Origin of the sequence: Streptomyces sp. NPDC059994, assembly GCF_042737755.1 — a bacterium.
Lineage (GTDB): Bacteria > Actinomycetota > Actinomycetes > Streptomycetales > Streptomycetaceae > Streptomyces.
The window spans coordinates 105,916-131,180 of the sequence record NZ_JBHWUR010000008.1; the positions used below are offsets into that span (position 1 = coordinate 105,916).

The window sequence follows — 25,265 nt, forward strand, 5'->3', positions numbered from 1 at the left end:
TCAAGCGGCCCGGCGGCGCCCGGCGAGCACGCCGAAGGCCACACCGGCGACGCCGACGACGATGCCCACGACGCCCAGGACGCGCGCGGTGTTGTCGGTGTCCTTGGAGTCCGAGGCGGCCTCGGTCTTCTTGTCGTCGTGCCCGGCCATGTCGTCCTTCTTCTCGTCGGACGCGGGCGCGGCTCCGCCGTGGTGGTCAGCGGCGGCGGCGGACAGCGTGAGCACCGGCGCCGGGTTCGCCGGCTCCTCGGCGCCCTGCTTCTGCTCCTCGATCCAGCGGACGGTCTCGCCGTTGCTGTACGTCTGGACGGCCTTGAAGACCAGCTTGTCGGTGTCGGTGGGCAGCGCGCCGATGGAGAGCGGGAACTTCTGGAAGTAGCCGGACTCGATCTTGCCGCCGCTCCAGGTCACCTTGGTGACGGCCTCGTTGATCTGCTTGCCGTGCACCGTCAGCGGCTTGTCGAGCTTCGACTTGGTGACCTCGACGGTCCAGCCGGGCAGGGCCTGGGGCTGCACGGACGCCAGCGGGTGGTCGGCCGGGAAGTTGACCTCAAGCTTCACGGTCTGGGCGTCGTCGCGCTCGTTGGGCACCTTGAAGTTGACGACGGCGTAGCCGCCCTTCGCGGCCGCGCCCTCGGGCTGCACGCTGACGTGCGCGAGGGCCGGGCCGGCCAGCATCAGGACGGACGAGGCGGCGACGGCACCGGCGATGGCGATACGACGGGAAACGTTCATGGCGGAGACACTCCAGTCAGCAGGAAGGTAAGTGGTGGCGGCCCGCAGCGCAGATGCGCGCGGACTCCACGGACCACTCCTGGGACGGGTGTTGTCTGGTGCGTTACGGAGTGGGCCGCGTCAGGCTGCGAGGGTGTATACGGCGGGCGGCCCGCGCCTGATCACCGAGTGCTGAAGTGCTTCCCCGGCCGGCGGCAGGGGGGTGGCGAGCCGGGCGAGCGGAAGGCGCGGGCCGTGCCCGGGCGCCCCCGGCAGACCGGCACGCAGAGCCCGTACGAGCGCGAGGGCGGCGCGCAGCGAACGTGCGCACGCCCCTTCGGCGGCAGCGGTGGCGGCCTGGGCGGAGAGCCGCACCAGACGGAAGAGCGCGGCCTCGCCGCGCCGCAGCAGCCAGCCGGTCAGCAACGCGGCCAGCAGATGGCCGAGGAGCATCGGGAGCGAGGGGAACAGTCCGGCCAAGGCGCTGTGCGCCGAGCCGGAATCAGTCATCCCGGGCATTCCGGTCATGCTCGTCATGGAGCCGTGTGCGGCGGGGGCGGCACCGGAGGGCGGGCGCAGGCCCGCGTCGGTGACGATCCGTCGCGCGTCCGAGGCCGTCAGCTGGGCCGACGCGGCCGGGCCGCAGACCAGCTTGGCGGCGAGCCGCAGCAGCGAGGTGTCGCCGGGTGCCCCGTTTCCGGAGGCGGCGGCCGTGTGCTGGCCGATGCCGAACAGGGCGTGCAGCCCGAGCTGTCCGGCGGCCAGGGCGCCCGCGATGGACGGCAGCGCGCGCTCCCGTCCGGCGAGCGGCGCGGCGACCGCGAACACCCCGAGGAATCCGGCGAGCAGCGTCCACCACGGGACCGTCGTACAGGCGGCCAGGACGTGTCCGAGCGCGGACAGCACGACGCAGACCGCGGCGAAGACCGCGGCCCTCAGCAGCCGGAGACCGGCGCCTGCGTCGGTGTGTCGGGCGTGTCGGGCAGACATGGCGGGGCCATCATCGCACCAGCCTTGGCCGTCCCATGCGGCAGGTCCACAAGGTGCCGTATTCCTGTGATGATCACATCCGTCCCCGGCTGTCCGGAACCTGACGGGTGGCCGTCCGCCGCGTCCATACACCGGTACAGGGAGCGCATACATCCGCCGAATGAGCGCTATCACGTCAAGTCCGTGCTTACGAAGCAAGGGTTGCGGCAATACGTAGGGGTATGTCGAGCCGCAGCCAGGAGGCCGGAGCATGAGCATCTGGTGGTCACTCCATTTGCGGCGCGAGGCCGCGAGCGTTCCGCTCGCACGTCGTCTACTGCTCGGCACCATGGAGACCGCGGGCGTTGATCCGGACATCTCCTACGACCTGTCGGTCGCACTCGGTGAAGCGTGTGCGAACGCGGTCGAGCACGGTGGGGACGAAGGTTCCGGCACCTCGGCGGCGTACCGGGTGACCGCGTATCTGGATGGCGAGAAATGCCGTATCGAGGTCGCCGACTCGGGGCCGGGCTTTCCCGTACGACGAGGCCGTCGCACCGCAGCACGGATGAACAGCACATTGGGCTCCGCGATGGCGGAGCAAGGCAGAGGACTCTGCCTGATCGAACAGCTCGCCGACCACGTCCACTTCGGCAACCGGCCGGGCAGAGGCGCCGTGGTGAGCTTCGACAAGATCCTGAAATGGCGGGAAGGCGCCCTCCTCAACGTCTCATGAGGGTCCCGTGCGGTGAGTAGAGCCACTCATCCGTCCCCCTGCGCGCGCGTGGGGGAAGAGGCGGACACGACGGAGGCGTGAACGGCGCCATGAGAAGAGCCCGGCCTCCCCGAGGGGCGACCGGGCTCCGGCACTCGTGGCGGCGTCAGCCCTGCTTGACCCGCGCCATCCACGCCTCGACCTCGTCGGCCCGGCGCGGCAGCGAGGCCGACAGGTTCTCGTTGCCGTCCTCGGTCACCAGGATGTCGTCCTCGATCCGGATGCCGATGCCCCGGTACTCCTCGGGCACGGTCAGGTCGTCGGCCTGGAAGTACAGACCCGGCTCGACGGTCAGGCACATGCCCGGCTCCAGGTCGCCCGCGACATACGTCTCGGTGCGCGCGGCGGCGCAGTCGTGGACGTCCATGCCGAGCATGTGGCCGGTGCCGTGCAGGGTCCAGCGGCGCTGGAGGCCGAGCTCCAGGACCTTCGCCACGTCCAGGTCGCCGAACAGGCCCCACTCGACGAGCTTCTCGGCGAGGACGCGCTGGGCGGCGTCGTGGAAGGCGCGGTACGGGGCGCCCGGCTTCACCGCGGCGATACCGGCCTCCTGGGCCTCGTACACCGCGTCGTAGATCTTCCGCTGGAGCGGCGAGAACGTGCCGTTGATCGGCAGCGTGCGCGTGATGTCCGCGGTGTACAGCTCGTTGGTCTCGACGCCGGCGTCGAGCAGGAGCAGCTCGCCGGGGCGCACGGCGCCGTCGTTGCGCACCCAGTGCAGGGTGGTGGCGTGCGGGCCGGCCGCGCAGATCGAGCCGTAGCCGATGTCGTTGCCCTCGACGCGGGCGCGCAGGAAGAACGTTCCTTCGATGTAGCGCTCGCTGGTCGCCTCGGCCTTGTCCAGCACCTTGACGACGTCCTCGAAGCCGCGCGCGGTGGCGTCGCAGGCCTTGCGCAGCTCGGAGACCTCGAAGGCGTCCTTGACCAGGCGCGCCTCGGACAGGAACTCCCGCAGCTCCTCGTCGCGCTCGGCGGTGACCTTGTCGGTGAGCGCCGCCTCGATGCCTGCGTCGTGGCCGCGCACGTTGCGGACCGGGCCGGTGGCCTCCTTGAGCGCGGCGGCCAGCTCGCGGACGTCCTTGGCCGGGATCCCGAGGAGCTGCTCGGCCTCGCCCAGCGAGTGGCGCCGGCCGACCCACAGCTCGCCCTGGCCGTCCAGCCAGAACTCGCCGTTCTCCCGGTCGGAGCGCGGCAGCAGGTAGAGCGTCGCCTCGTGGCCGTCACCCTTGGGCTCCAGGACGAGCACGCCGTCCTGGGTCTGGTCGCCGGTGAGGTACGCGTACTCGGTGGAGGCGCGGAAGCTGTACTCGGTGTCGTTCGAGCGGGTCTTCAGGTTGCCCGCGGGGATCACCAGGCGCTCGCCGGGGAAGCGCTTGGACAGCGCGGCGCGGCGGTCGGCGGTGTGCGCGGCCTGGGCGATCGGCTCAAGGCCGTGCAGCTCGGTGTCGGCCCAGCCGGACTTCATGTTCTCGGCCAGCTCGTCGGACACGCCCGGGTACAGGCCGTTCTTGCGCTGCTTGATCGGCTGCTCTTCCGACTCGTCCGGGGTCTCCGGGGTGAGCTGCTCGGCCACGGTCTGCCTCCACTTAGTACGACATTGGACCTCCGTCCATCGTACGGGCGGGTGGAAAAGGGTCCGGGGCCGTAGGGCCCGTTACACCCCGTAGGCGACCGCTACCGGAGCCGCGGGCCGCCCGTGGCCTGCGCCGCTGCCCGTTCCCCGGCCCGCGGAGCCGCCCGAGCCGCTACGCGAAGCGGGCCGCGAGCAGCACCACGTCCTCGCCGCCGTCCGATGCGTCGAGCCCGTCCGGCAGCACGGTCCGCAGGACGTGGTCGGCGATCGCGCCCGGGTCGTCGCGGGCGGCCCTGGGGACGCTCGCGGCCGCCGCGTGGAGGCGGGCGAAGGCCCGGTCCATCGGGTCGCCGGTGCGGTGGAGCAGCCCGTCGGTGTACAGCAGCACCGTTTCTCCTGCCGCGCACTGGATCTCCACGCTGGGCGCCTCCCAGCACGTGAGCATTCCCAGCGGCGCGGAGAGCGAGGTCTCCACGTACTCGGTGCGGCGCTCGCCGACGATCAGCGGCGGCGTGTGCCCGGCGCCGGCCAGGACGATCTTGCGGCGCGCGGGCTCGCAGTAGGCGAAGAGCGCGGTCGCCGAGCGGGCCGGCTCGGTCAGCCGCAGCAGCAGTTCGAGGTCGGAGAGGACGGCGACCGGGTCCTCGCCCTCCATCACCGCGTACGCCCGAAGGCTGGCCCGTAGTCGGCCCATCGCGGCGACGGCGCTCGGCCCGGACCCGGTGACGGACCCGACCGCGAGGCCGAGTGCGCCCTCGGGCAGCGGCAGCGCGTCGTACCAGTCGCCGCCGCCGCGCGGCCCGGTGCGGTGGCGGGCGGCGAGCTGCACCCGCGCCACCCGGGGCAGTCTGCTGGGCAGCAGTTCCTCGGTGACGGTGGCGAGCCGCGTCCGCGCGCGGTCCAGCTCGACAAGCCGGGCCACATGCTCGGCGGCCTGCCGCAGATAGAGCCCGACGAGGTGGCGGCGGCGCTCGGGCGGCTCGGCGGGCTCGTCGTAGAACCAGACCACCGCGCCCAGGCGGCCCCCCGTGTCGGTGGTGAGGGGCAGCGCGTAGCTGGCGGCGTAGCCGAGCCGGGCGGCCACCTCGCGGTGGCGCGGGTCGGGGCCGGGGCCGCTGCCCACCGCGCCGACCAGGTCCGATCCGCCGTCGGCGTCGGGGAGGCCGTCGAGGATCCTGCCGTACGGGGTGGCGCTGCGCGGGACCGTCTCGATGTGGCCGAGGTCGGCGTGGGCGAGGCCGAGGCCGGTGGTGACGGCGGGGCCCAGACCGTCGGCGGGCTCCAGGACGACCAGCCCGCGCCGGGCGCCGACCAGCGCGGCACCGGCCCGCAGCAGCTCGTTGAGGGCGTCGTCGAGCACACAGGTGCGGGAGAGGCGCTCGGTGAGTTCGTGCAGCGTGGTGAGGTCGGAGACCCAGCTGGCCAGCCGGTCCTGGATCACCGCGCAGGGGCCTGCGGGGGAGCCGGGGGTGGATGTGGGCAGAGGCGCAGAAGTGTGCGCGGGGGGCGGGACGGCTGGATCGATTCCAGCCACTTTCGGGAAGTGTGGGGCGCTCATGGCAGTCGGCTTTCCGGCCGGTCGATTCCGCTCAATAGCATCGCAAACCCCCATGTCAATCTGCGCCGCCATCAATGCATCCAGATGTACACGCACAAGTAAGGGGATGTCCAGCATTGTCATAGCGGGATTGTTGGTGTCCAGAGGGTGTTCAACTTGGCGGAAAATTGCCCCCTATGGCCCACCTCTGGGGTCGACTGAGGGCGTTCAAGAGCGCGTCATATCGAGCGGGTTGGGTACGTACTCGGTGATGGCCAGGGGCAGTTGACGATGTCCCGGAACCCGGCGGCGGGCCACGGCGTCTTAGGAGCCGACGGCCGCGCCCCATCCCCGAGTGGCGGGGTTTTTGCACAAGGGACGGCAAGCGCCAGGCGCGCGCCACCCCTCGCCATGCTTTTAATGGTCACAGCCCACGTTCGGTCCTGACGGGTTACCCGTACCGCAGGCTCGCAGAGCTCACAGAGCATATACGCGCAGTGAAGTGATGCACACATGGTGTGATGTGGACCTCGGCGTTCAACGGAAAGGAACGAGCGCTCATGCGCGAGATCCTCGGAAGGCGACGCAGGCTCCGGTTCCGGCGCAGTGAAAGGGCTGCTCAGCTTGGCGCCGCGCTGACCTGCGCGACCGAGTGGAAATGGCCCGTACTCCCAGGTGTGGGACTCAAGGCGGCCGGCGGCCGCGGTGGCCGGGGCCGCGGCTGTGCCTGTCCCGACCCCGATTGCGCCGTCCCGGGGGCGCACCCCTTCGACCCGGGGCTGCTCGCGGCCTCGACCGACGAACGCCTGGTGCGCTGGTGGTGGACCAACCGCCCGGCAGCGCCCGTGCTCCTCGCGACGGGTGACAGGGCGCCGTGCGCGGTGAGCCTCCCGGCGGTTGCCGGGGCGCGGGCGCTCACGGTGCTCGACGAGATGGGCGTCCGGCTCGGCCCGGTGGTGGCGACGCCCACCCGGTGGTCGCTGCTGGTCGCTCCGTACTCGTTGGAACGTCTGGGTGACCTCCTCTACTCCAAGGACTGGGTGCCGAGTTCGCTCCGTTTCCACGGAGAGGGCGGATATCTGGTGCTGCCCCCGTCCGAGACGGGCAAGGGGCAGGTGCGCTGGGAGCGGGCCCCGCTGCCGGGGTCGGCCAAGCCCTGGCTGCCGGACGTGGAGGCGGTGGTGGACGCGCTGGTCGCGGCGTCGACCAGCGCACCGGACGGCGGGTCCCGGCTCGCGTACTGAGCCGGCGACCCGGCCGACCCAGTCTGCGTACCGGGTCAGCGAACGGGACGCGCGCCGAGTTCCCGCCGGAGCGTGGTGTCACTCGTTCGGGTGTGAGAGCGCCCCACTTGTACGGGAAACGGGCGCGCGGATCACCGGGCGCCCGGTTTCCGTCGCTATCTTCGGCCCACCGCAGGAATTCCATGGGATGGGTGGGCCGCCGTGAACCTCCGCATGATCGGTATCGGGGCCGTGGTGGTGTTCGCGGCGCTGCTGCCGCTGGCGGCTTCGGCCGGACCGGCCGAAGAGCCGGATCCGACGGGGGCCGAGTCATCGGGCGGCGATCCCGCCCGGGCCGACCCCACCCCTGCGGAGGCGGCGGGCTCCGGGTCGGCCGACTCCATGGGGTCCGATTCCGTAGGGACCGATTCCGTAGGGGCCGAATCCGGTGGGTCCGCTTCCGGTGGGCGCGATTCCGCTCGGTCCGGTGGCTCCGGCTCCGTACCGGACGACCCGAAGCAGGCTCCTCACGCGCGCGTGGGCGGTGCGCCCGCCGAGCCGGCTGCCCACTGCGGGCCCGAACTGGTCTCGCCCGACGGCGTCGAGGCGCAGACCTGTGTGCTGACCGAGGGCCGCGATGCCTGGGCGCGCACCTACTACCGCAATGCCACGGGCGGACGGTTGCGCTCGGTACTCACCCTGATGGGGCCGGCCGGCCACACCGTACAGACGAACTGTGCAGTCGGTGCGGGAGATCAACCGGGAGTGTGTGAGACCCCGAGAGGGCCTTCGAGGGGAAAACCTGGCGCGTACTCGGCGGTCGCGGAGTTCGCCGGAACGGGCGAGGAAGCACCTCTGCTGCTGCGTTCCGGGTCCAATACTGCCGACGGCGCGGCGCTCAACTAGGCGGCGGACGCGGCTCGTTGAGCGGGAAGCGGCCACGTGGGCGCGTGCGGCGAACCGGAAGAGGAAATGGAAGGGCCCGATCGCTGGCGACGGGGGATGCACCAGCGACCGGGCTCTTAGAACGGTAACAAGAGATCTGTCATTCGCAAATTCGATCTCGGTTATTCGGACACCGATTTATCTGCGACTACCGGGAGTTGTGACGCGGGTCACCTGCCCCGTGACAGGAATGGTCACTCTCAGCTCAAGGTCACCTGGCGGTTGGTGAGGCCGCCGCGCGACCTGCGCTCCTCCGGCGTGAGCGGCGACTCGTCCGCCAGCGCCGCCGTCAGCCGCTCCGCGAACGCGGCGGCCGGCTTCTCGCACTCCTCGGCCGTCATCGAGCTCGGCAGGTCCCAGACCGGAACGGTCAGACCGTGCGCCCGGAACGAGCCGACGAGCCGGGTGCCCTCGCCGAGCGAGGAGGTGCCGGCCGCGTGCAGCCGGGCGAGCGCGTCCAGAAGGCGCTCCTCAGCGTGCGGCATGACCCACCGGAGGTGGTTCTTCTCGGGCGTCTCGCACCAGTAGGAGGAGTCGACCGACTTGAGCCGTACGGTCGGGATCGCGGCAGCGTTGGCGCGCTCCAGGGAGGCGGACACCTCCGGGGTGGCGTTCTCCGCGTCCGGCACCCAGAACTCGAACCCGCTGTGCACGGCGGGCTCGAACGCCGCGGCCGGGTCCAGCAGGTCCTGGAGCCGGGGGCCCTGCGGGTCGACGCGCTGGGCGGCGACCGGCGTACCCGGCTCCGTCGTCAACGCGCGCGTGAGCGTGTCCGCCAGGTCGCGGCTGATGTCGCCGGACGGCGTGTCGTTCTGCAGGCCGAGCAGCACCGAGCCGTCGTCGCGGCGCAGCGCGGGCCACGCCATCGGCAGGACGGTCGCGAGCGTCACGGACGGCACGCCCTCGGGCAGCCCGTCCTTGAGGGTGAGTTCGACGGTCGCGGCGGGGACCAGCTCGCGCAGCGCGACCCAGTCGCACTCGCCCGTCAGGCCCTCGAACGGGCGCTGGACCAGCTCGGTCACGGCGTGCGAGGCGGCCCGGCCGTGACAGGCCTTGTAGCGGCGGCCGGAGCCGCACGGGCAGGGCTCGCGGGCCCCGACGACCGGAACCTCCCCGTCCTTGAGCTGCGGCGCGGCGGCCTTCGTCTGGGGGCGCTTCTTGGCCATGGTGTGGCTCTCTCCCGGCTGCGGTGGTGCGGTGTCGCTGTGTCGGGCGCGAGCCTAGTCGTACCGGTCGGCACACGACGTACGCCTCGGTGCAAGTCGTACGGCGCGGTTCGCGTGCGGGGGTGGGCCGTGCGGCTGGGCTCGCGGCGCGGGCGGTCCGGCGGTCCCGTCCGGCGGTGGGGCGCAGTCCAGGCCGTCGACGCGCCGCCCTGCGGCTCGGTCCATGCCCCGACGGCGCCCGGGAGCTCAGTTCAGGTCGTCGAAGGCTTCCGCGAAATCCAGTCCCGGCATCGCCACGCGCGCGACGAAGCCGTCCGGGGCGGGCCCGCGGCCGTTCTCGCGCCCCGGTGCGCGGTCGTATCCGGCGGTGATGATCACCCAGACGGTCACCTCACCGGACGCGCTGTCCCGTACGCCCCAGTCCTGGGCGAGCGCGCTGATGATGTTCAGACCTCGGCCCCCGCGCGCGGTGACCGAGGGTGTGGCCGGAATCGGCCTGGTCGGGCCGCCGCCGTCGGTCACTTCGACCGTCAGCCGGCCCGCCTTGTCGACACGCCAGGCGGCCCGGACGTCTCCGTCACCCACGTCCGCGCGCCCCAGCGGCCTGCCGTGCCGGCAGGCATTGCTGAGCAGTTCGGAAAGGACCAGTACGGCATCGTCCACGACCGGCTCCGACACCCCGCTGCCGAGCAGTTGCTCGCGCATCCGGTGTCTTGCCTTGCCCACGCCCGCAGGGCCGTGGGGCACGGCCATGCTCGACGACGTGGGCACCTCCTGTGCCACCACCAACGCCACCCCCGAGACCTCCTTCACCCCACGCCACGGTGTGGATGCCCCAATGGACTGGACCGGAAACCGGCCAACCGGCGTCCGGTGACGCACTCGTAACGATCGAATACGGACCGAACGCGCCGGTGCACTCCCTGTCACCAGTATTACTGGGGACAGGGAGTGGGGAGGGCGACAAAGGAAGCGGCGCTCCTGCGGCCCTGGTACGGCGCTCCGAGAGGCCCCGAGGATGCCCCGCGCAACTGCCTCAGAGGCGGCCCAGCTGGTGGAGGACCTGTTTCGGACGGTTGGTGATGATGGCCTCGACCCCGAGGCGTACGCACAGTTCGACGTCCTCCGGCTCGTTCACCGTCCAGACGTGGACCTGGTGGCCCGCCGCGTGCAACCGGTCGATGTAGCCGGGGTGATTGCGGACGATCCGCATGCCGGGACCCGCGATCCGCGCCCCCGCGGGCAGCCGCCCGTCGCGCAGCCGGGGCGACAGGAACTGCATCAGGTAGACGGTCGGGATGTCCGGCGCGGCCGCCGCGACGCGGTGCAGGGAGCGCGCGGAGAAGCTCATGATGCGTACGGGCGAGGTCTCGCCGGCCGGCGGCGGTCCGGCCATTCCGAAGCGCTTGAGCAGGTGCAGCAGCCGGTCCTCGACCTGCCCGGCCCAGCGGGTGGGGTGCTTGGTCTCGATGGCCAGCTCGATGCGGCGGCCCGAGTCGGCGACGAGTTCCAGGAGCCGTTCGAGGGTGAGGACGGAGGTGAAGGACGGGTCGCCCCAGTCCGGGCTCTCCTCGCTGTCCTTCCAGGAGCCGAAGTCGAGCGCCGAGAGCTCGGAGAGCTCCAGGGTGGAGACGGCGCCGCGGCCGTTGGAGGTCCGGTTGACGCGGCGGTCGTGGACGCAGACGAGATGGCCGTCGGCGGTGAGCCGGACGTCGCACTCAAGGGCGTCCGCACCGTCCTCGATGGCCTTCACGTACGCGGCGAGGGTGTGCTCGGGCGCGTCCTCGGAGGCACCGCGGTGGGCGACCACCTGGATGGAGGCCCGGTAGGGCGTATGACTGTCGTGCTGCCGTGCTTGGGTCACCGCGTCATCGTGCCACTGCGACGGGGGTGAGGGGCGGCTTGCGGGCGGGCGCCTCGGGGCCGGGTGCGCTGTCCGGTGGCCGGCGTCGGTCCCCGTAGCCGGCGCCCTGTGGGCGCCGTCCTGTGGACGGGAGCACGAATACACAGCTCCTGCTTACAGTGGCCCGACAGCTTGTGGGAAAAGCTGAGCGCTGACATGTGCACACGTCCGCACCGTGCGATACGCGATTGTCGGACCCCTGGCGCACCATGGTCGGTGTCGCGTCCCCAAGTCGAAACATACCGACCCCGAGACTGAGTGGAACCGAGGAGAGAGAGCTGTGAGCACCGAGAACGAGGGCACCGCGGCCCCGGCCGTCCCGCCTGCCCCGTCGTCAGCACCGCCCGCGCCTCCCGCCCCTCCCGTGACGTCCGAGGAGGCCGCGGCGCCGTCCCCTGCGGCTGAGCACGCCGCCCCGCAGGCCGGGCCGGTGGCGCCGTCCTCGGCGGCCGGGCCCGCGGCCACGCGCGCGACGCCGGAGTCCGCCGCTACGTACGCCGAGCCCGCGGCCACGCGCGCGACGCCCGGGCCGACGGACGCGCCGGAGGCGGCGAGCGGGCAGGAAGCGACCTCCGTACAGGAAGCGACCCACGTACAGGAGCCGGTCTCCGCGCAGGAGTCCGCGCACGAGCCGGTCACCGCGCAGTTGCCCGGCCCGGTGCCGGCCGAGCCGTACGGCGGGGCGCCCGCCACGCACGCGCAGGGGCCCGCCCCGCAGGCGCCGGGCGGCGGCTGGCCGACGCCCCCGCCCGCGCTGCCCGCGTACGGCGGCGGAGGCGGCGGCCCCGTCTGGGGCGCGCCCGTGCCCGAGCCGCAGGGACCGCGCCGCCGCCGCGGCGGCCTGGTCGCGGCCGTCCTGGTGGCCGCGCTGGTCGCGGGCGGCGTCGGCGGTGCCATCGGCTACTGGGCGGCGGACCGCGAGGACGGCTCCGGCGGCTCGACCACGGTCTCGGCGTCCAACACCCCGAAGGACTTCAAGCGCGACCCGGGCACGGTCGCGGCGGTCGCCGCGAAGGCGCTGCCGAGCGTCGTGACGATCGAGGCGCAGGGCGGCGACGGCGAGGGCGGCACCGGTACCGGCTTCGTCTACGACCGGGAGGGCCACATCGTCACCAACAACCACGTGGTGGCCTCCGCCGCCAACAACGGCAAGCTGACGGCGACGTTCTCCAACGGCAAGAAGTACGACGCCGAGGTGGTCGGCCGGGCACAGGGCTACGACGTGGCCGTCATCAAGCTCAAGAACGCCCCGTCCAACCTGATCCCGCTCGCCCTCGGGAACTCGGACCAGGTGGCCGTCGGTGACTCGACCATCGCGATCGGCGCGCCCTTCGGCCTCTCGAACACGGTCACCACGGGCATCATCAGCGCCAAGAACCGCCCGGTGTCGTCCAGCGACGGAGCCAACTCCAAGGCGTCGTACATGAGCGCCCTCCAGACCGACGCCTCCATCAACCCGGGCAACTCGGGCGGCCCGCTGCTCGATTCGCGCGGCGCGGTCATCGGCATCAACTCGGCCATCCAGTCGGCCGGCAGCGGCGGCTTCGGCCAGTCGCAGGCGGGCTCGATCGGCCTGGGCTTCGCGATCCCGGTCAACCAGGCGAAGAACGTGGCGGAGCAGCTCATCAAGACCGGCAAGCCGGTCTACCCGGTGATCGGCGCGACCGTCGCCATGGACGAGAAGGGCCAGGGCGCCAAGATCTCCCCGCAGGCGTCCGGCGGCGCCGCGGCCGTGGTGTCCGGCGGCCCGGCGGACAAGGCGGGCCTCAAGCCCGGCGACGTCATCACCAAGTTCGGCGACACGGTGATCGACAGCGGCCCGACCCTGATCAGCGAGATCTGGACGCACAAGCCGGGCGACCAGGTCCAGCTGACGTACAAGCGCGACGGCAAGGAGGCGACGGTCACGGTCACCCTGGGCGAGCGCATGGGCGACAGCTGACCACCGCCGACACGGCAACTGCCCGAGCCACCCCGGCAACTGCCACGGGAGCCCGGCCGTCCCCCGGCCGGGCCTCCGCACCACGATGGCCCCTCCGCTAGGCTGTAGCCGCCCCGCCGCAGGTCGGCCCGGGGCAAGGGTGGGTTGCCCGAGCGGCCTAAGGGAACGGTCTTGAAAACCGTCGTGGCGCGAGTCACCGTGGGTTCAAATCCCACACCCACCGCGTGTATGGGCCGTACGGCCTGTGAAAAAAGCGGTGCCCCGGAAATCCGGGGCACCGCTTTTTTGATCCGGGGTTTTTATCCGGAGCGCCTCTCTACGTCGAGTCCCCACGTCGAGGCGCCCGGCCCGTACGGGATCAGACGCGGCCGGCGGCGCGGCGGCGGCGCAGCAGGGTGAAGCCGGCGGCGCCGAGGGCCGCGGCGCCCGTGCCGCCCGCGTACAGCGCGGTCTTGTCGCTGCCCTGCTCCTTGAGCCCGGCACCGGCGGCGACGCCGCCCCTGGGGACGGTCTGGCTGTCCGCCGTGTGGGCGGACGGGGCCGGGGCGGGCGTGGTGGTCGTCTTGGGCCGGGTCGCCGTCGTGCAGCCCTTGGGCACGGTCGGGAACGCGGCTATCCGGTAAGGGGTGTTGCCGCCCTGGGTGCGCTGGCCCAGCTTCGGCGTCGTGGTGTTCGCGCCGACGATCTTGACACCCATGCCGCTGTCGAGCGGGTGGGCGCGGTCCGCGGTGCCGAGCACCTTGTGGTCGGCGTCCCGCAGCTTCGCCTTCGGACCGGCCGGGCCGTTGGTCTTCACCTAGAGGCCTGGCCGAAGACGCCGGGACCGATCTGGGTCACGGTGCAGCCGGAGCGCGTGCTGATGAACTCCGAGGAGAGCTTGCCGATGGAGCTGTTGAGGACCACGTGCATCCCGTGCAGACGAAAATCCATGCAGCGGCTGTGCGGGAAGCGTATGTGCCGGTCACGGGCGTGTGACCGGGGATCAGCCCGCTGACCTGCTCCGATGCCGTGCTCCCACAGCTGGACGTGTAAGGGGCTTTGGCTATGGGGCGACGCCCCCTACAGGCATACGTACTTGTGCGACAGCCGCACTCCTGCGTACGCCTTTGTTCCGTACCCCTGCGTGCGCGACTGCTCCTCAGTACGCCGCCGTCAGCCGCGCCGCCGACGCGATCGTCGCCCGCGCCTCCCGCTCGGTGAGGCCGGTGTGGACCGCGGCGGCGGTGAGGCGGTCGGCCAGGGCGTCGCCGATGCCGTTCTCGTAGGCACGGCAGGCGGCCCAGAAGAGGCGGGTGTTGCGCTGGCCCTCGTGAGCGGCGAGGACGAACTGCACCAGGCCATGGCCCCGTTCCGTGCCGTATGCCCGGGGGTGGTGGGCGCGCGCCGGGGGCGTGAGCAGATCGAGAAGCGCGTCGGGGCAGGGAGCGGGCGCCAGATGGGCCGTGCCCGGGGCGAGCCGGTAGACGCCGTTGCTGGTCAGCGAGCCGGGGCCGACCAGATAGCCGCCCGCGCCCCGGACGTCGATACCGGGCGCGAGCCGGCTCGCGGAGTTGGGGACGACCCGGTCGGGCGGACCGGTCAGCCAGATGTGCCGCCCGCCGCTCGGCGTGATCACGACGACGGTCTCCGGGATCGTGAACAGGTGCCGCAGCGCCAGGTGTTGGAGGGCCCCCACGGACTCGGGCAGCGGGTCGGCGGCGAGCGGCATGAAGGGCGACGGCGGCGACGCCCGCACCGCCCCCGGCTCGCGCTGGGGCGGAACCGACGCCCCTGTCGCCGTCCCCGTCGGCGAATCCGCCACAGACCCCGGAGTCGGCCCCGGAGCCGAGGCCGCCGCCGCTCCCACCGGTACGTCTGCCGCCCCGCGCTCCGCCTGGACCGGCTTCATCGTGTCCAGATCGATCCCGATGAGGTGGTGCGGGGGCCGCCCGCAGGCGATGCCGTACCCGGTGGCCCAGGGCGCGGCCGCGAACAGCGCGCGTACCGCCGCCGGGTCCGTGGTCGCGTCGTGCACCCCGTGCCCCGGCAGCCCGCACTCGCCCCGGCAGAGGGCGGGCTGCGGCTCGTCGTGGTGCGGCGAGCGCAGCGCGGGGAGCTTGGAGCGGGACAGCGGAATGACGGGGAGTCCGCGCTCGGCGACGGAGAGAGCGTGGGCGAGGGCCAGGGTGGAGGCATGCCGGTCGATGGTGGCCATGTCCTCCATGTTCGTACGAGTGTTCGAAAAAGGGAAGCGGGAAACGGTTCGGGTTCCAAGCGGGAAACGGTTCGGGTTCCAAGGGGGCGGGGAGCGTCCGCGGGTTGGGCGCGACCGGGCGGAGGCGGGGTGTGGGCTGAACCGATCCGGGGGCCCGAGCCGGGCGAATACGGGCTCGGGCGGGACGGGAGACGGGTGTGTGGCGGGCGAGGTACGGCTGCCCGTCACCCCGGTGACAGCAGAGCGGCGCGGAAGATTGGCCGAAAGTGCGCTGAAACGCTTCTTCTCCCCTGAGGGCCGGTGTGTGGCGCGGTGCGCCTGGGGCGGCAGGAGGGCTCTGGGGTTTTGGAGGCGCATTGATGGTTTATCGACATGTCCTCACGCTTGCGAGCGAAACGTGCCGACTGGGCTGGTTCGATGGGGATTCGGTGGGCAACTCTGATGTCGCGACGTCGCAGCAGCGTCCGGGGCGGTCGGCCAACTTCCCTGGAGCAAGCCGTACTTCTGGTTCCTGGAGGAATAGACATGGCAAGCATCCGTACCGCCCGCGTCATCGCCGCCGTCGCCGCCCTGCCTCTCGCGGTGGGGCTCCTCACGGGGGTGGCCGCCGCGGACAACGGCTCCTTCGCGGGCCACGGATCGAACGCGGCAGTGGCGACCGTCAGCGGGAGCGGCGTCGGGCACGACAACAGGGGGAACTCGTCCACCACGCAGCAGCAGGCGGTGGGGTCGGGCGCCTCGAACCAGAGCAATACCGCCCAGGTGAACGGCTCCGCCTTCACGGCGATCCGTCAGGACAACGTGTCGGTCAACTTCACCAACCTCTGGTGAGCCGGGGCCCCTCGGGGTCGGGGTCAGGGTCAATGGGGTGAACGACTGCCCGGGTGGCGGCGCTGCGGCGCGGCCACCCGGGCAGTCGTGTGTCCGGATGGCGCCGGGCGGCAGGGGTACGGGCGCGGACGCAGGTGCAGGCAGAGGTGGTGGCAGCGGCACCGGCACTGGCGCAGGCGCCGGCATGAGCATTGACAGGAGAGCCGCATCTGACGGACAGTCAGAAACCCCGACCCGTAAGCGTACGTCCGGACTCCGGAGGCCGCCGCCGTGCACCTCGCCCCGACCGAACGCCAGCAGCGTCTGCGCGCCGAACTCCGCTCGTACTTTGGCGCCTTGATGCCGGACGGCGCGGGCGCCGCGCACGGTGACGATCCGGCGGACGGTGATCCGGCGGCGCGGCGCGCCCTGCTCCGGCGCATCGGCGCCGACGGGATGCTGGGGCTCGGCTGGCCCGTCGAGTACGGCGGCCAGGGGCGCGGCCCCGACGAGCAGTTCGTCTTCTTCGACGAGGCGTACCGCGCGGGCGCCCCCGTCTCGATGGTCACGCTGAACACGGTCGGGCCGACCCTGATGCGGTACGGGACCGAGGAGCAGAAGAGGTACTTCCTGCCCCGGATCCTCGCCGGCGACCTCGTCTTCGCCATCGGCTACAGCGAGCCGGAAGCCGGGACCGACCTCGCCTCGCTGCGGACCCGGGCCGTACGGGACGGCGAGGACTGGCTGGTCGAAGGCCAGAAGACCTTCACCTCCAACGCCCAGAACGCCGACTGGATCTGGCTCGCCTGCCGCACGGACCCCTCGGCGCCCAAGCACCGGGGCATATCGATCATCCTGGTCCCGACCGACGCGCCGGGCTTCTCGTGGACGCCGATCCGCACCGTGGGCGGCCTGACCACGACGGCCACGTACTACGACGGGATCCGCGTTCCGGCCGGGAACCTGGTCGGCGAGGAGAACGGCGGATGGGGGCTGATCACCAACCAGCTCAACCACGAGCGGGTCGCGCTCGCCGCGATCGGCATGCAGGCCGAGGATTTCTACGAGGCGGCGCTCGCCCGCGCCCGTACCCCCGATCCGGTGAGCGGGCGGCGCAGGGTTGACGAGCCGTGGGTGCGATCCAGGATCGCCGAAACGCATGCCCGGCTGGCGGCGAATCGACTGCTCAACTGGCGTTTGGTGGGGGATGTGGGGGCGGGTTCGCTGGCCCCCGGCGACGCGAGCGGCGTGAAGTTCATGGGAACCGAATCGGCCGTCGAGACGTATCGAATGTGCCAGGAGATCACGGGGGAAGCGGCGCTGGTGCGGCGAGGTTCGCCGGGCGCCGTGGGGGACGGGGAGCTGGAGCGGATGAACAGGGCGGCACAGATCAACACGTTCGGGGGCGGGGTGAGCGAGGTGCAGCGGGAGATCGTCGCCACGATGCGGCTCGGGATGAAGAGGGGGCGGAGGCAGGTGAGCGAGAACATGTCCGCGCGCCCGGAGGGGCGGTCTGCGAGCGCAGAGAGCTCAGAGAGGCGACCTACAGGTCCGGAGGAGGGGAACATGCGCGGGGAGGGGCCGTCCGCGCGCACGGACCCGGGCGGGCTGTACTGGCGTCTGAAGGCGTACGAGGGGAAGTCGGCGGCGAGCGAGGGCGTCGGCAAGGACCTGGTCAACGAGCCGATGATCAGGCACTGGTGCGAGGCGATGGGCGACACCAACCCGGCCTACCGGGGGCCGGACGCGATCGCGCCGCCGGCCATGCTCCAGGCCTGGACGATGGGCGGCCTCTCGGGGCACACGGACCGCTCGGGAGCCCACGACGAACTGTTCGCGCTGCTCGACGGCGCCGGTTTCACCTCGGTGGTCGCGACCGACTGCGAGCAGGAGTACGTACGGGAGCTGCGCCCGGGCGACCGGATCACCTATGACGCGGTGATCGAGACGGTCTCGGAGCGGAAGACCACCAAGCTGGGGACGGGCCACTTCATCACCACGCGGATGGACGTGCGGGCGAACGGCGAGCTCGCGGGCACGCACCGCTTCCGGATCCTCAAGTACGCCCCGGCGCGTCGCGAACCCAGGGGGCGGCGGCCGAGACCGGTCGTCAACCGGGACAACGCCGGGTTCTGGGACGGAGTCGCGGCGCACAAGCTGCTGATCCAGCGCTGCACCGAGTGCGGTGAGCTGCGCTTCCCCTGGCTGCCGGGGTGCAACGGATGCGGGGCGGCCGAGTGGGACACGGTGGAGGCGAGCGGCGCCGGGACGGTGTTCTCGTACGTGGTCATGCACCACCCTCGGTTCCCGGGGTTCGCCGTGTCCGACGCCACCGGCGCGGGATCCGGTGCGGGTGGAGACGTCCTGGCCTACCCCGATGGGGACGTCCCGGCCGACCCCGATGGGGACGGGGCGGGCCCGTACGCGGTGGGGCTGATCGAGCTTTCCGAGGGCGTGCGGATGATCAGCAACGTGGTGGGGGTCCCGTACGACAAGGTGCGGATCGGGATGCCCGTGCGGCTTGAATTCCTGCGAGTCGACGAGGAGTTGGAGCTGCCGGTGTTCCGAGGGAGTGAGGGTGGCTGATGGACTTCACCCCCACCGAGGAGCAGTCGGCCGTCCGTGAGCTGGCCGGGGAGATCTTCGGGGACCTGTCCACCCATGAGCGCCTCACTGCCGCGGGGACGGGGACGGACACCGAGCTGTGGAAGGCCCTGTGCGGCGCGGGGCTGCCTGCGGCCGTCGAGGAGACGGGGCTGCTCGGGCTGGTCCTCGCACTGGAGGAGCAGGGCCGGACCACCGCCCAGGTGCCGTTCGCGGCGAGCTGCGTCTACGGAGTCCTGGCACTGGCCGCCCACGGCTCCGGGGAACAGCGCGACCGGCTGCTCCCGGCGCTGAGGGCCGGCACCGCGGTGGCGACCGGCGCTTTCCCCGCGCACGGCGGAGTACGGGCCTCGGCGGACGGGGGGCCGACAGGGGAGCTGACCGGAGTGGTGCCGGTGGTCCCCTGGCTGCGGGAGGCCACGCACGTCCTGGTGCCGGACGCGGACCGGGCGTTGTGGTGGATACGGACGGGAGCACCCGGGACGCGGGCGGAGCCGGTCGAGACGACCGCGCCCTGGTCGGCCGGGCGGCTCACGCTCTTGGGAGCGCGGGGCGAGCGGGTCGGCGGCCCGGGGCCGGGCGCGTACGAGGACGTGCTGGCGACCGCACGTACCGCCTTCGCCGGATTGCAGACGGGCGTGTGCGCGGGGTCGCTTGCACGGGCGGTGGCGCACACCGGCACCCGTGAGCAGTTCGGGCGGCCGCTCTCGACCAACCAGGCGGTCCTGCTGCGGGCGGCCGACGCCTACATGGAGACCGAGGCGATACGGGTGACCTCGTACGAGGCGGCCTGGCGGCGCGACCGGGCGCTGCCGTACCGCACGCACGCGCTGACGGCGGCCTGGTGGGCGTCCGAGGCGGGCAGAAGGGTCGTCCACACGGGCCAGCATCTGCACGGCGGACTCGGCGCCGACCTGGAGCACCCGGTGCACCGGCACTTCCTCTGGGGCCGCCAGATCGACGCCTACCTGGGGTGCGGCGCCGAACTGCTGGAGGAGCTGGGCGGGTTGATCGTCGACGGTGAGGGCGCGACGGGTGTCCCGAACGGCGAGGTGGACGCCTTGAACGGACTGGACGGGCCGGACGGACTGGACGGACTGGACGGACTGGACGGGCAGGTCGGGCAGGACGGAGAGGAGGGCGCGGCATGAAAGCGGGCGACGAGCTGCCACCGCTGGAGATCCCGGTCACCCGGACGCTGATAGTCGCCGGGGCCGTGGCCTCCCGCGACTACCAGGACGTGCACCACGACGCGGTGCTCGCCCAGGAGAAGGGGTCCCCGGACATCTTCATGAACATCCTGACCACCAACGGCCTGGTCGGGCGTTACATCACCGACCACTTCGGCCCCGAGTCACGGCTGCGCTCGGTGCGCATACGGCTGGGGGCGCCCAACCATCCCGGCGACACGATGACCTTGACGGGCACGGTCACCGCGGTGGAGGCGGACACGGCCGAGGTGCGGGTGGTGGGGGCGAACGGGCTGGGCCACCACGTCACCGGGACCGTGACGGTCGCACTCCCCCGGGCCGGGGCGAGCGGTGCCGGGGAGGTGGCGGTATGAGCGTCCGGCGGGCCGACTCGCTCGGGGGGAAGGCGGCGATCGCCGGGATAGGGGCGACCGAGTTCTCCAAGGACTCGGGCCGCAGCGAGCTGAAGCTCGCGGTGGAGGCGGTGCGCGCCGCGCTCGACGACGCCGGGCTCACCCCCGACGACGTCGACGGCATGGTCACGTTCACCATGGACACCAGCCCCGAGATCACCGTGGCGCAGGCGGCCGGCATAGGCGAGCTGTCGTTCTTCTCGCGGATCCACTACGGCGGTGGCGCCGCGTGCGCGACCGTCCAGCAGGCGGCGCTCGCGGTGGCCTCGGGGGTGGCGGAAGTGGTCGTCTGCTATCGGGCGTTCAACGAGCGTTCGGGGCGGCGGTTCGGGTCCGGGGTGCAGCACCGGGAGCCGTCCGCCGAGGGGGCGGCGCTCGGCTGGTCGCTGCCGTTCGGGCTGCTCACTCCGGCCTCCTGGGTCGCCATGGCCGCCCAGCGCTATCTGCACGCCTACGGACTGACGCCCGAGGCGTTCGGGCACGTGGCCGTCGTCGACCGGCGGCATGCGGCGACCAACCCGGCGGCGTACTTCTACGGCAGGCCGATCACGCCGGCCGACCACGCCGCCTCGCGATGGATCGTGGAGCCGCTGCGGCTCCTCGACTGCTGCCAGGAGACGGACGGCGGTCAGGCGATCGTCGTCACTACGGCCGAGCGGGCGCGGGATCTGCGCCGCCCGCCCGCCGTGATCACCGCGGCCGCACAGGGGGCGGGCCGCAGACAGGAGGGGATGACGAGTTTCTACCGGGACGATCTGACCGGGCTGCCCGAGATGGGGGTGGTCGCGCGGCAGCTCTGGCGGACGTCCGGGCTCACTCCGGCCGAGATCGATGTGGCGATCCTGTACGACCACTTCACGCCGTTCGTGCTGATGCAGCTGGAGGAGTTCGGGTTCTGCGGGGCGGGGGAGGCGGCGGATTTCGTGGCGGCGGACGCGTTGCCGCTGAACACGCACGGGGGACAGCTGGGGGAGGCGTATCTGCACGGGATGAACGGGATAGCGGAAGCGGTCCGGCAGGTCAGGGGACTGGCGGTCAATCAGATACCGGGCGCCGGGCGGGTGCTGGTGACGGCCGGCACGGGTGTTCCGACGTCGGGGCTGGTTCTGAGCGCGGAGGACTGAACACGGCGGGGCGGGGCGGAGTGGGGCGGGATGGCGCGGGGCGGCGCGGGGCGGGGCGGCTGAGCACGGCACGCCGACCGCCCGCTTCCTGCACACCGGCTACTGGCTTCCCGCGCGTCGACCGCCCGCTTCCTGCACACCGGCTACTGGCTTCCCGGGCGTCGACCGCCCGCTTCCTGCACACCGGCTACTGGCTTCCCGGGCGTCGACTGCCCGCTTCCCGCACGCCGGCTACTGGCTTCCCGGGCGTCGACCGCCCGCTTCCTGCACACCGGCCACCGGCTTCCCGGGCGTCGACCGCCCGCTTCCTGCACACCGGCCACTGGCTTCCCGCACGTCGACCGCCAGCTTCCCCCACGCGGGCCACTGGCTTCCCCTACGCCGACCGCCCGCGTCCCGTACGCCGAACACCCCCCTCCCGTGCGCGGGCCACTCGCCCCGTCGCACACGGACGGCTGAACCTCCGTACACGGAAGGATGATCCTGTCCACGGACGGCTGAGGCGGAGGGCCGAGCGGTGGCCGGCGGAAGCTGACGGCCTTTCACTCGCCTTATGCGCAGCCATACATCGATCCGTCCCTGGTACCTGGGCATCGTCACGCCACCGCTCGCCGTGGCCACCACGCTCGCCGCTCTGCTCACGCTGAGCCCACCCGCGTCGGCCGCGCCGGTGCCCGATGTCCCGGCCGTCGCCGCCGCGCCGGTGCCCGATGTCCCGGCCGTCGCCGCCGCGCCGGAGGCCGGCTCGGGCGTCGCCTCGGACGTCGACGCTGCCGCCTCCCCGGAGGCCGCCGCGGAGGCCGCCCCGTTCGCCGCTCCGGCGGACGCGGTCGACAGTCCTGAGGTGCTGGCGCGGGCCGTGCGCTTCAAGGGGGCGGCGTTCGACACCTGTCAGGCGCCGCCGCTGGCGACGATGAAGGCCTGGCGGTCGTCGTCGTACCGAGGGGTCGGTGTCTACTTCGCGGGGCGCGGGCGCGGCTGCCCGAACCAGCTCCACCTCAGCCGGAGCTGGTTGGCGAGTGTGGACGGGATGGGCTGGCGGGTGCTGCCGATCTTCGTCGGCTCGCAGTCGCCGTGCGTGCGGTCGGAGGCGAAGCGGAAGGTGCGGATGGGCAGCGGCTCGGCGGCCCAGGGCCGGACCGAGGGGAGGCAGGCGGCCGACGCGGCCGGGAAGCTGGGCATCCGGCAGGGCAGCGCGCTCTACCTGGACATGGAGGCGTACGACGCGGGCGACTCGGGGTGCGCGCGAACCACGCTGGCGTTCGTCCGTGCCTGGAACCGTGAGGTGCGCGGCCAGGGCTTTCTGCCCGGGTTCTACAGCAGCGCCGAGTCGGGTGTGCGGCACATGGAGCAGGCCCGGCGGGCCGGGCAGTCCGACCTGCCGTCGGTGATGTGGTTCGCGCGGTGGGGCTCCGGGCCGTCCTTGTACGGGGAACCGACCCTGCACGCGGACGCGTGGCAGCCGCACCGGCGCATTCACCAGTACGCGGGGAACGTGACCGAGACGCACGGCGGGCACCGGCTCGTGGTGGACCGGAACACGGTGGACGCGCCGGTCGCGCGGTTCCAACCCTGACGAGCCCGGGGGCGTCCTCCACCTTCAGGAGGTGCAGTCACCCCTACCCGTACAACCTGAGAGGGACCCAGTTTCGCGACCTGGGGCCGATCCGTGGCGTAGCGGGCGCTCCTAGCGTGGAGGCATGACCACGCCTGTCTGCAACAGCGCCTCCCGGGCGGCGACGCCGTATCCGTCGTTCGCCTCGTACATGCGGGCCCGAGGCCCCGTGCTGCTGCGCACCGCACGCTCGCTGACCGCGAACCCGAGTGACGCCGAGGACCTGCTGCAGACGGCCCTCACCAAGACCTATGTCGCCTGGGACCGGATCGAGGACCACCGCGCCCTCGACGGCTATGTGCGCCGTGCGCTCCTCAACACCCGGACCTCGCAGTGGCGCAAGCGCAAGGTGGACGAGTTCGCCTGCGACGAGCTGCCCGAGCCGGATTCGGTACCGGAGCCGGACCCGGCCGACCAGCAGGTTCTGCACGACGCGATGTGGCGCGCCGTGATGAAGCTGCCGGACCGCCAGCGGGCGATGGTCGTGCTGCGGTACTACGAGGACCTGAGCGAGGCGCAGACCGCCGAGGTACTGGGGGTCTCCGTCGGCACGGTGAAGAGCGCGGTCTCCCGGGCGCTGGGCAAGCTCCGCGAGGACCCGGAGCTCGCCCCCGTCCGCTGACCGGAAACCAGGCGGCCGATACCGGGCGCAGGGGCCCGCGCACCGCGTGACCTTGGTCTCGTGGGTGATTCATTACCTCCGGGTAGTGACATACCGCGCGGTACGTGAGCAGAATCGGCACACCCCTATCGCCACGTGGCGCACCGTAGCGCCCCCGGGAGGCCGCCGTGCTGAGCACCATGCAGGACGTACCGCTGCTGATCTCGCGGATCCTGACCCACGGGTCGACGATCCACGGCAAGTCGCAGGTCACGACCTGGACCGGCGAGGCGGAGCCACGGCGCCGCAGCTTCGCCGAGATCGGGGGCCGGGCCGCACAGCTGGCACACGCTCTGCGTGAGCTCGGCGTCGAGGACGGCCAGGCGACCGCCACCCTGATGTGGAACAACGCCGAGCACGTCGAGGCGTATCTCGCGATTCCCTCCATGGGCGCGGTGCTGCACACGCTGAACCTGCGGCTCCCGGCCGAGCAGCTGATCTGGATCGTCAACCACGCGGCCGACCGCGTGATCATCGTCAACGGTTCGCTGCTGCCGCTGCTCGCCCCGCTGCTGCCGCATCTGCCGACTGTCGAGCACATCGTGGTCTCCGGGCCCGGCGACCGTTCGCTGCTCGACGACATCGACGGCGCGGGGCCGCAGGTGCACGAGTACGAGGAGCTGCTCGCGGGCCGCCCGACCTCGTACGACTGGCCGCAGCTGGACGAGCGCAGCGCCGCCGCCATGTGCTACACCTCCGGCACGACGGGCGACCCCAAGGGCATCGTCTACTCGCACCGTTCGGTCTATCTGCACTCGATGCAGGTCAACATGGCCGAGTCGATGGGGCTCACGGACAAGGACACGACCCTGGTCGTGGTGCCGCAGTTCCATGTGAACGCCTGGGGGCTGCCGCACGCGACCTTCATGACCGGCGTCGACATGCTGATGCCGGACCGCTTCCTGCAGCCGGCGCCGCTCGCCGAGATGATCGAGCGTGAGAAGCCCACACACGCCGCCGCCGTGCCGACGATCTGGCAGGGACTGCTCGCCGAGGTCACCGCGCGCCCCCGGGACCTCACTTCGATGGTGAGGGTCACCATCGGCGGCGCGGCCTGTCCGCCCTCACTGATGGAGGCGTACGACAAGCTGGGCGTCCGGCTCTGCCACGCGTGGGGCATGACGGAGACGTCGCCGCTGGGCACCATGGCCAACCCGCCGGCCGGGCTCACGGCCGAGGAGGAGTGGCCGTACCGGATCACCCAGGGCCGTTTCCCGGCGGGCGTCGAGGCGCGGCTGGTCGGTCCCGGCGGGGACATCCTGCCCTGGGACAACGAGTCGGCGGGTGAGCTGGAGGTCCGGGGCACCTGGATCGCGGGCGCGTACTACGGCGGCGCGGGCGGCGAGGACTTCCGCCCCGCCGACAAGTTCAGCGAGGACGGCTGGCTGAAGACGGGTGACGTCGGCGTGATCAGCGCCGAGGGTTTCCTGACGCTCACCGACCGCGCCAAGGACGTCATCAAGTCGGGCGGGGAGTGGATCTCCTCGGTCGACCTGGAGAACGCGCTGATGGCCCACCCCGAGGTCGCCGAGGCCGCGGTGGTCGCGGTCCCCGACCAGAAGTGGGGCGAGCGCCCGCTCGCCACGGTCGTACTGAAGCCGGGGGCGACGGCCGACTACGTGGCCCTGAAGGAGTTCCTCTCCCGGTCCGTCGCGAAGTGGCAGCTGCCGGAGCGGTGGACGATCGTCGAGTCGGTGCCGAAGACGAGCGTGGGGAAGTTCGACAAGAAGGTGATCCGCAAGCAGTACGCGGACGGGGAGCTGGACGTCACGGAGCTGCGCTGACGAGTGCGCTGACGGTGGCCGGGTGGGGTGGGCCGGGCCGATTTTAAACTGTAAAAATTGCGGGGGTGTTGGGGGTGGGGGGTTTGAAGGGATAAATGACCCGGCCCCCACCGGTTAGGGGGC

22 protein-coding genes, 1 tRNA gene and 1 pseudogene are annotated in these 25,265 nt (G+C 72.1%); 14 read left to right on the forward strand and 10 right to left on the reverse strand.

What is annotated here, in order from left to right; genetic code table 11:
• Window positions 1–735, reverse strand: coding sequence for a YcnI family protein (locus tag ACFWA7_RS07380; RefSeq protein WP_385536257.1), 735 nt, complete (start codon window positions 733–735; stop codon window positions 1–3).
• A 120-nt stretch (window positions 736–855) separates the two neighbouring features.
• Window positions 856–1,704 carry a hypothetical protein gene (locus tag ACFWA7_RS07385; protein WP_385821535.1) on the reverse strand — a complete coding sequence of 283 codons (849 nt, stop codon included), beginning with the start codon at window positions 1,702–1,704 and terminating at the stop codon, window positions 856–858.
• A gap of 250 nt (window positions 1,705–1,954) precedes the next feature.
• Here ACFWA7_RS07385 and ACFWA7_RS07390 point away from each other — a divergent pair, with 250 nt between their 5' ends.
• Window positions 1,955–2,419, forward strand: coding sequence for an ATP-binding protein (locus ACFWA7_RS07390; protein ID WP_101389220.1), 465 nt, complete (start codon window positions 1,955–1,957; stop codon window positions 2,417–2,419).
• Window positions 2,420–2,564: 145 nt separating this feature from the next.
• Here ACFWA7_RS07390 and ACFWA7_RS07395 read toward each other — a convergent pair whose 3' ends face one another.
• On the reverse strand, window positions 2,565–4,031 hold the full coding sequence (locus ACFWA7_RS07395; RefSeq protein ID WP_385536263.1) for an aminopeptidase P family protein: 1,467 nt from the start codon (window positions 4,029–4,031) through the stop codon (window positions 2,565–2,567).
• Between the two features lie 172 nt (window positions 4,032–4,203).
• Window positions 4,204–5,706: a PP2C family protein-serine/threonine phosphatase gene (locus ACFWA7_RS07400; RefSeq protein ID WP_385821578.1), complete on the reverse strand. Its 1,503-nt coding sequence runs from the start codon at window positions 5,704–5,706 to the stop codon at window positions 4,204–4,206.
• Window positions 5,707–6,128: 422 nt separating this feature from the next.
• On the opposite strand from ACFWA7_RS07400, the gene ACFWA7_RS07405 reads away from it, so the two are divergent.
• Together ACFWA7_RS07405 and ACFWA7_RS07410 are read left to right on the forward strand one after the other, a co-directional pair.
• Window positions 6,129–6,812: a bifunctional DNA primase/polymerase gene (locus ACFWA7_RS07405; protein WP_385536265.1), complete on the forward strand. Its 684-nt coding sequence runs from the start codon at window positions 6,129–6,131 to the stop codon at window positions 6,810–6,812.
• 201 nt (window positions 6,813–7,013) lie between these two features.
• Window positions 7,014–7,697, forward strand: a complete 684-nt coding sequence (locus ACFWA7_RS07410; protein WP_385821537.1) for a hypothetical protein — start codon at window positions 7,014–7,016, stop codon at window positions 7,695–7,697.
• Between the two features lie 239 nt (window positions 7,698–7,936).
• On the opposite strand, the gene ACFWA7_RS07415 is transcribed toward ACFWA7_RS07410, so the two are convergent.
• From ACFWA7_RS07415 to ACFWA7_RS07425, 3 genes are all read right to left on the reverse strand, one after another.
• The gene (locus ACFWA7_RS07415) at window positions 7,937–8,902 is read right to left on the reverse strand and encodes a DUF5926 family protein (protein ID WP_385536269.1); all 966 of its coding nucleotides are present in this window, start codon (window positions 8,900–8,902) and stop codon (window positions 7,937–7,939) included.
• A gap of 246 nt (window positions 8,903–9,148) precedes the next feature.
• Complete coding sequence (locus ACFWA7_RS07420) at window positions 9,149–9,784, reverse strand: ATP-binding protein (RefSeq protein ID WP_385821539.1); 636 nt, start codon at window positions 9,782–9,784, stop codon at window positions 9,149–9,151.
• Window positions 9,785–9,938: 154 nt separating this feature from the next.
• Window positions 9,939–10,766 carry a glycerophosphodiester phosphodiesterase gene (locus ACFWA7_RS07425; protein ID WP_385536273.1) on the reverse strand — a complete coding sequence of 276 codons (828 nt, stop codon included), beginning with the start codon at window positions 10,764–10,766 and terminating at the stop codon, window positions 9,939–9,941.
• A 319-nt stretch (window positions 10,767–11,085) separates the two neighbouring features.
• Between ACFWA7_RS07425 and ACFWA7_RS07430 the strand changes: the two genes are divergently transcribed.
• Both ACFWA7_RS07430 and ACFWA7_RS07435 read left to right on the forward strand, forming a co-directional pair.
• Window positions 11,086–12,747 (forward strand): trypsin-like peptidase domain-containing protein, encoded by a 1,662-nt coding sequence (locus ACFWA7_RS07430; protein WP_385821542.1) that lies wholly within the window; start codon window positions 11,086–11,088, stop codon window positions 12,745–12,747.
• Window positions 12,748–12,885: 138 nt separating this feature from the next.
• Window positions 12,886–12,970 (forward strand) — tRNA-Ser (locus tag ACFWA7_RS07435).
• 135 nt (window positions 12,971–13,105) lie between these two features.
• On the opposite strand, the gene ACFWA7_RS07440 is transcribed toward ACFWA7_RS07435, so the two are convergent.
• From ACFWA7_RS07440 to ACFWA7_RS07450, 3 genes are all read right to left on the reverse strand, one after another.
• Window positions 13,106–13,543: a hypothetical protein gene (locus tag ACFWA7_RS07440; protein ID WP_385821544.1), complete on the reverse strand. Its 438-nt coding sequence runs from the start codon at window positions 13,541–13,543 to the stop codon at window positions 13,106–13,108.
• Window positions 13,540–13,677: a hypothetical protein gene (locus ACFWA7_RS07445; protein WP_385542421.1), complete on the reverse strand. Its 138-nt coding sequence runs from the start codon at window positions 13,675–13,677 to the stop codon at window positions 13,540–13,542. Before ACFWA7_RS07445 ends, ACFWA7_RS07440 begins: the two co-directional genes overlap by 4 nt.
• Before the next feature lie 208 nt (window positions 13,678–13,885).
• The gene (locus tag ACFWA7_RS07450; RefSeq protein WP_385821546.1) at window positions 13,886–14,941 is read right to left on the reverse strand and encodes a bifunctional DNA primase/polymerase; all 1,056 of its coding nucleotides are present in this window, start codon (window positions 14,939–14,941) and stop codon (window positions 13,886–13,888) included.
• Between the two features lie 525 nt (window positions 14,942–15,466).
• Between ACFWA7_RS07450 and ACFWA7_RS07455 the strand changes: the two genes are divergently transcribed.
• The 9 genes and pseudogenes from ACFWA7_RS07455 (at window position 15,467) to ACFWA7_RS07495 (ending at window position 25,142) form a co-directional block, all read left to right on the forward strand.
• Window positions 15,467–15,772: a hypothetical protein gene (locus ACFWA7_RS07455; protein WP_385542425.1), complete on the forward strand. Its 306-nt coding sequence runs from the start codon at window positions 15,467–15,469 to the stop codon at window positions 15,770–15,772.
• Between the two features lie 270 nt (window positions 15,773–16,042).
• Window positions 16,043–17,224, forward strand: a pseudogene (locus ACFWA7_RS07460) (acyl-CoA dehydrogenase family protein); the annotation flags it as partial.
• A gap of 93 nt (window positions 17,225–17,317) precedes the next feature.
• Entirely contained in the window at window positions 17,318–18,337 is a 1,020-nt protein-coding gene (locus tag ACFWA7_RS07465; RefSeq protein ID WP_385821580.1) for a bifunctional MaoC family dehydratase N-terminal/OB-fold nucleic acid binding domain-containing protein, read from the forward strand.
• Window positions 18,337–19,506, forward strand: coding sequence for an acyl-CoA dehydrogenase family protein (locus ACFWA7_RS07470; protein WP_385821548.1), 1,170 nt, complete (start codon window positions 18,337–18,339; stop codon window positions 19,504–19,506). The genes ACFWA7_RS07465 and ACFWA7_RS07470 overlap by 1 nt, the downstream gene beginning before the upstream one ends.
• Window positions 19,503–19,919 carry a MaoC family dehydratase gene (locus ACFWA7_RS07475; RefSeq protein ID WP_385542429.1) on the forward strand — a complete coding sequence of 139 codons (417 nt, stop codon included), beginning with the start codon at window positions 19,503–19,505 and terminating at the stop codon, window positions 19,917–19,919. Before ACFWA7_RS07470 ends, ACFWA7_RS07475 begins: the two co-directional genes overlap by 4 nt.
• Complete coding sequence (locus ACFWA7_RS07480) at window positions 19,916–21,082, forward strand: lipid-transfer protein (protein WP_385542431.1); 1,167 nt, start codon at window positions 19,916–19,918, stop codon at window positions 21,080–21,082. Before ACFWA7_RS07475 ends, ACFWA7_RS07480 begins: the two co-directional genes overlap by 4 nt.
• A 553-nt stretch (window positions 21,083–21,635) precedes the next feature.
• Window positions 21,636–22,658 (forward strand): DUF1906 domain-containing protein, encoded by a 1,023-nt coding sequence (locus tag ACFWA7_RS07485; protein WP_385821550.1) that lies wholly within the window; start codon window positions 21,636–21,638, stop codon window positions 22,656–22,658.
• 124 nt (window positions 22,659–22,782) lie between these two features.
• On the forward strand, window positions 22,783–23,319 hold the full coding sequence (locus ACFWA7_RS07490; protein ID WP_385542435.1) for a SigE family RNA polymerase sigma factor: 537 nt from the start codon (window positions 22,783–22,785) through the stop codon (window positions 23,317–23,319).
• Window positions 23,320–23,486: 167 nt separating this feature from the next.
• Window positions 23,487–25,142 (forward strand): long-chain fatty acid--CoA ligase, encoded by a 1,656-nt coding sequence (locus tag ACFWA7_RS07495; protein WP_385542437.1) that lies wholly within the window; start codon window positions 23,487–23,489, stop codon window positions 25,140–25,142.
• Window positions 25,143–25,265: the final 123 nt, after the last annotated feature.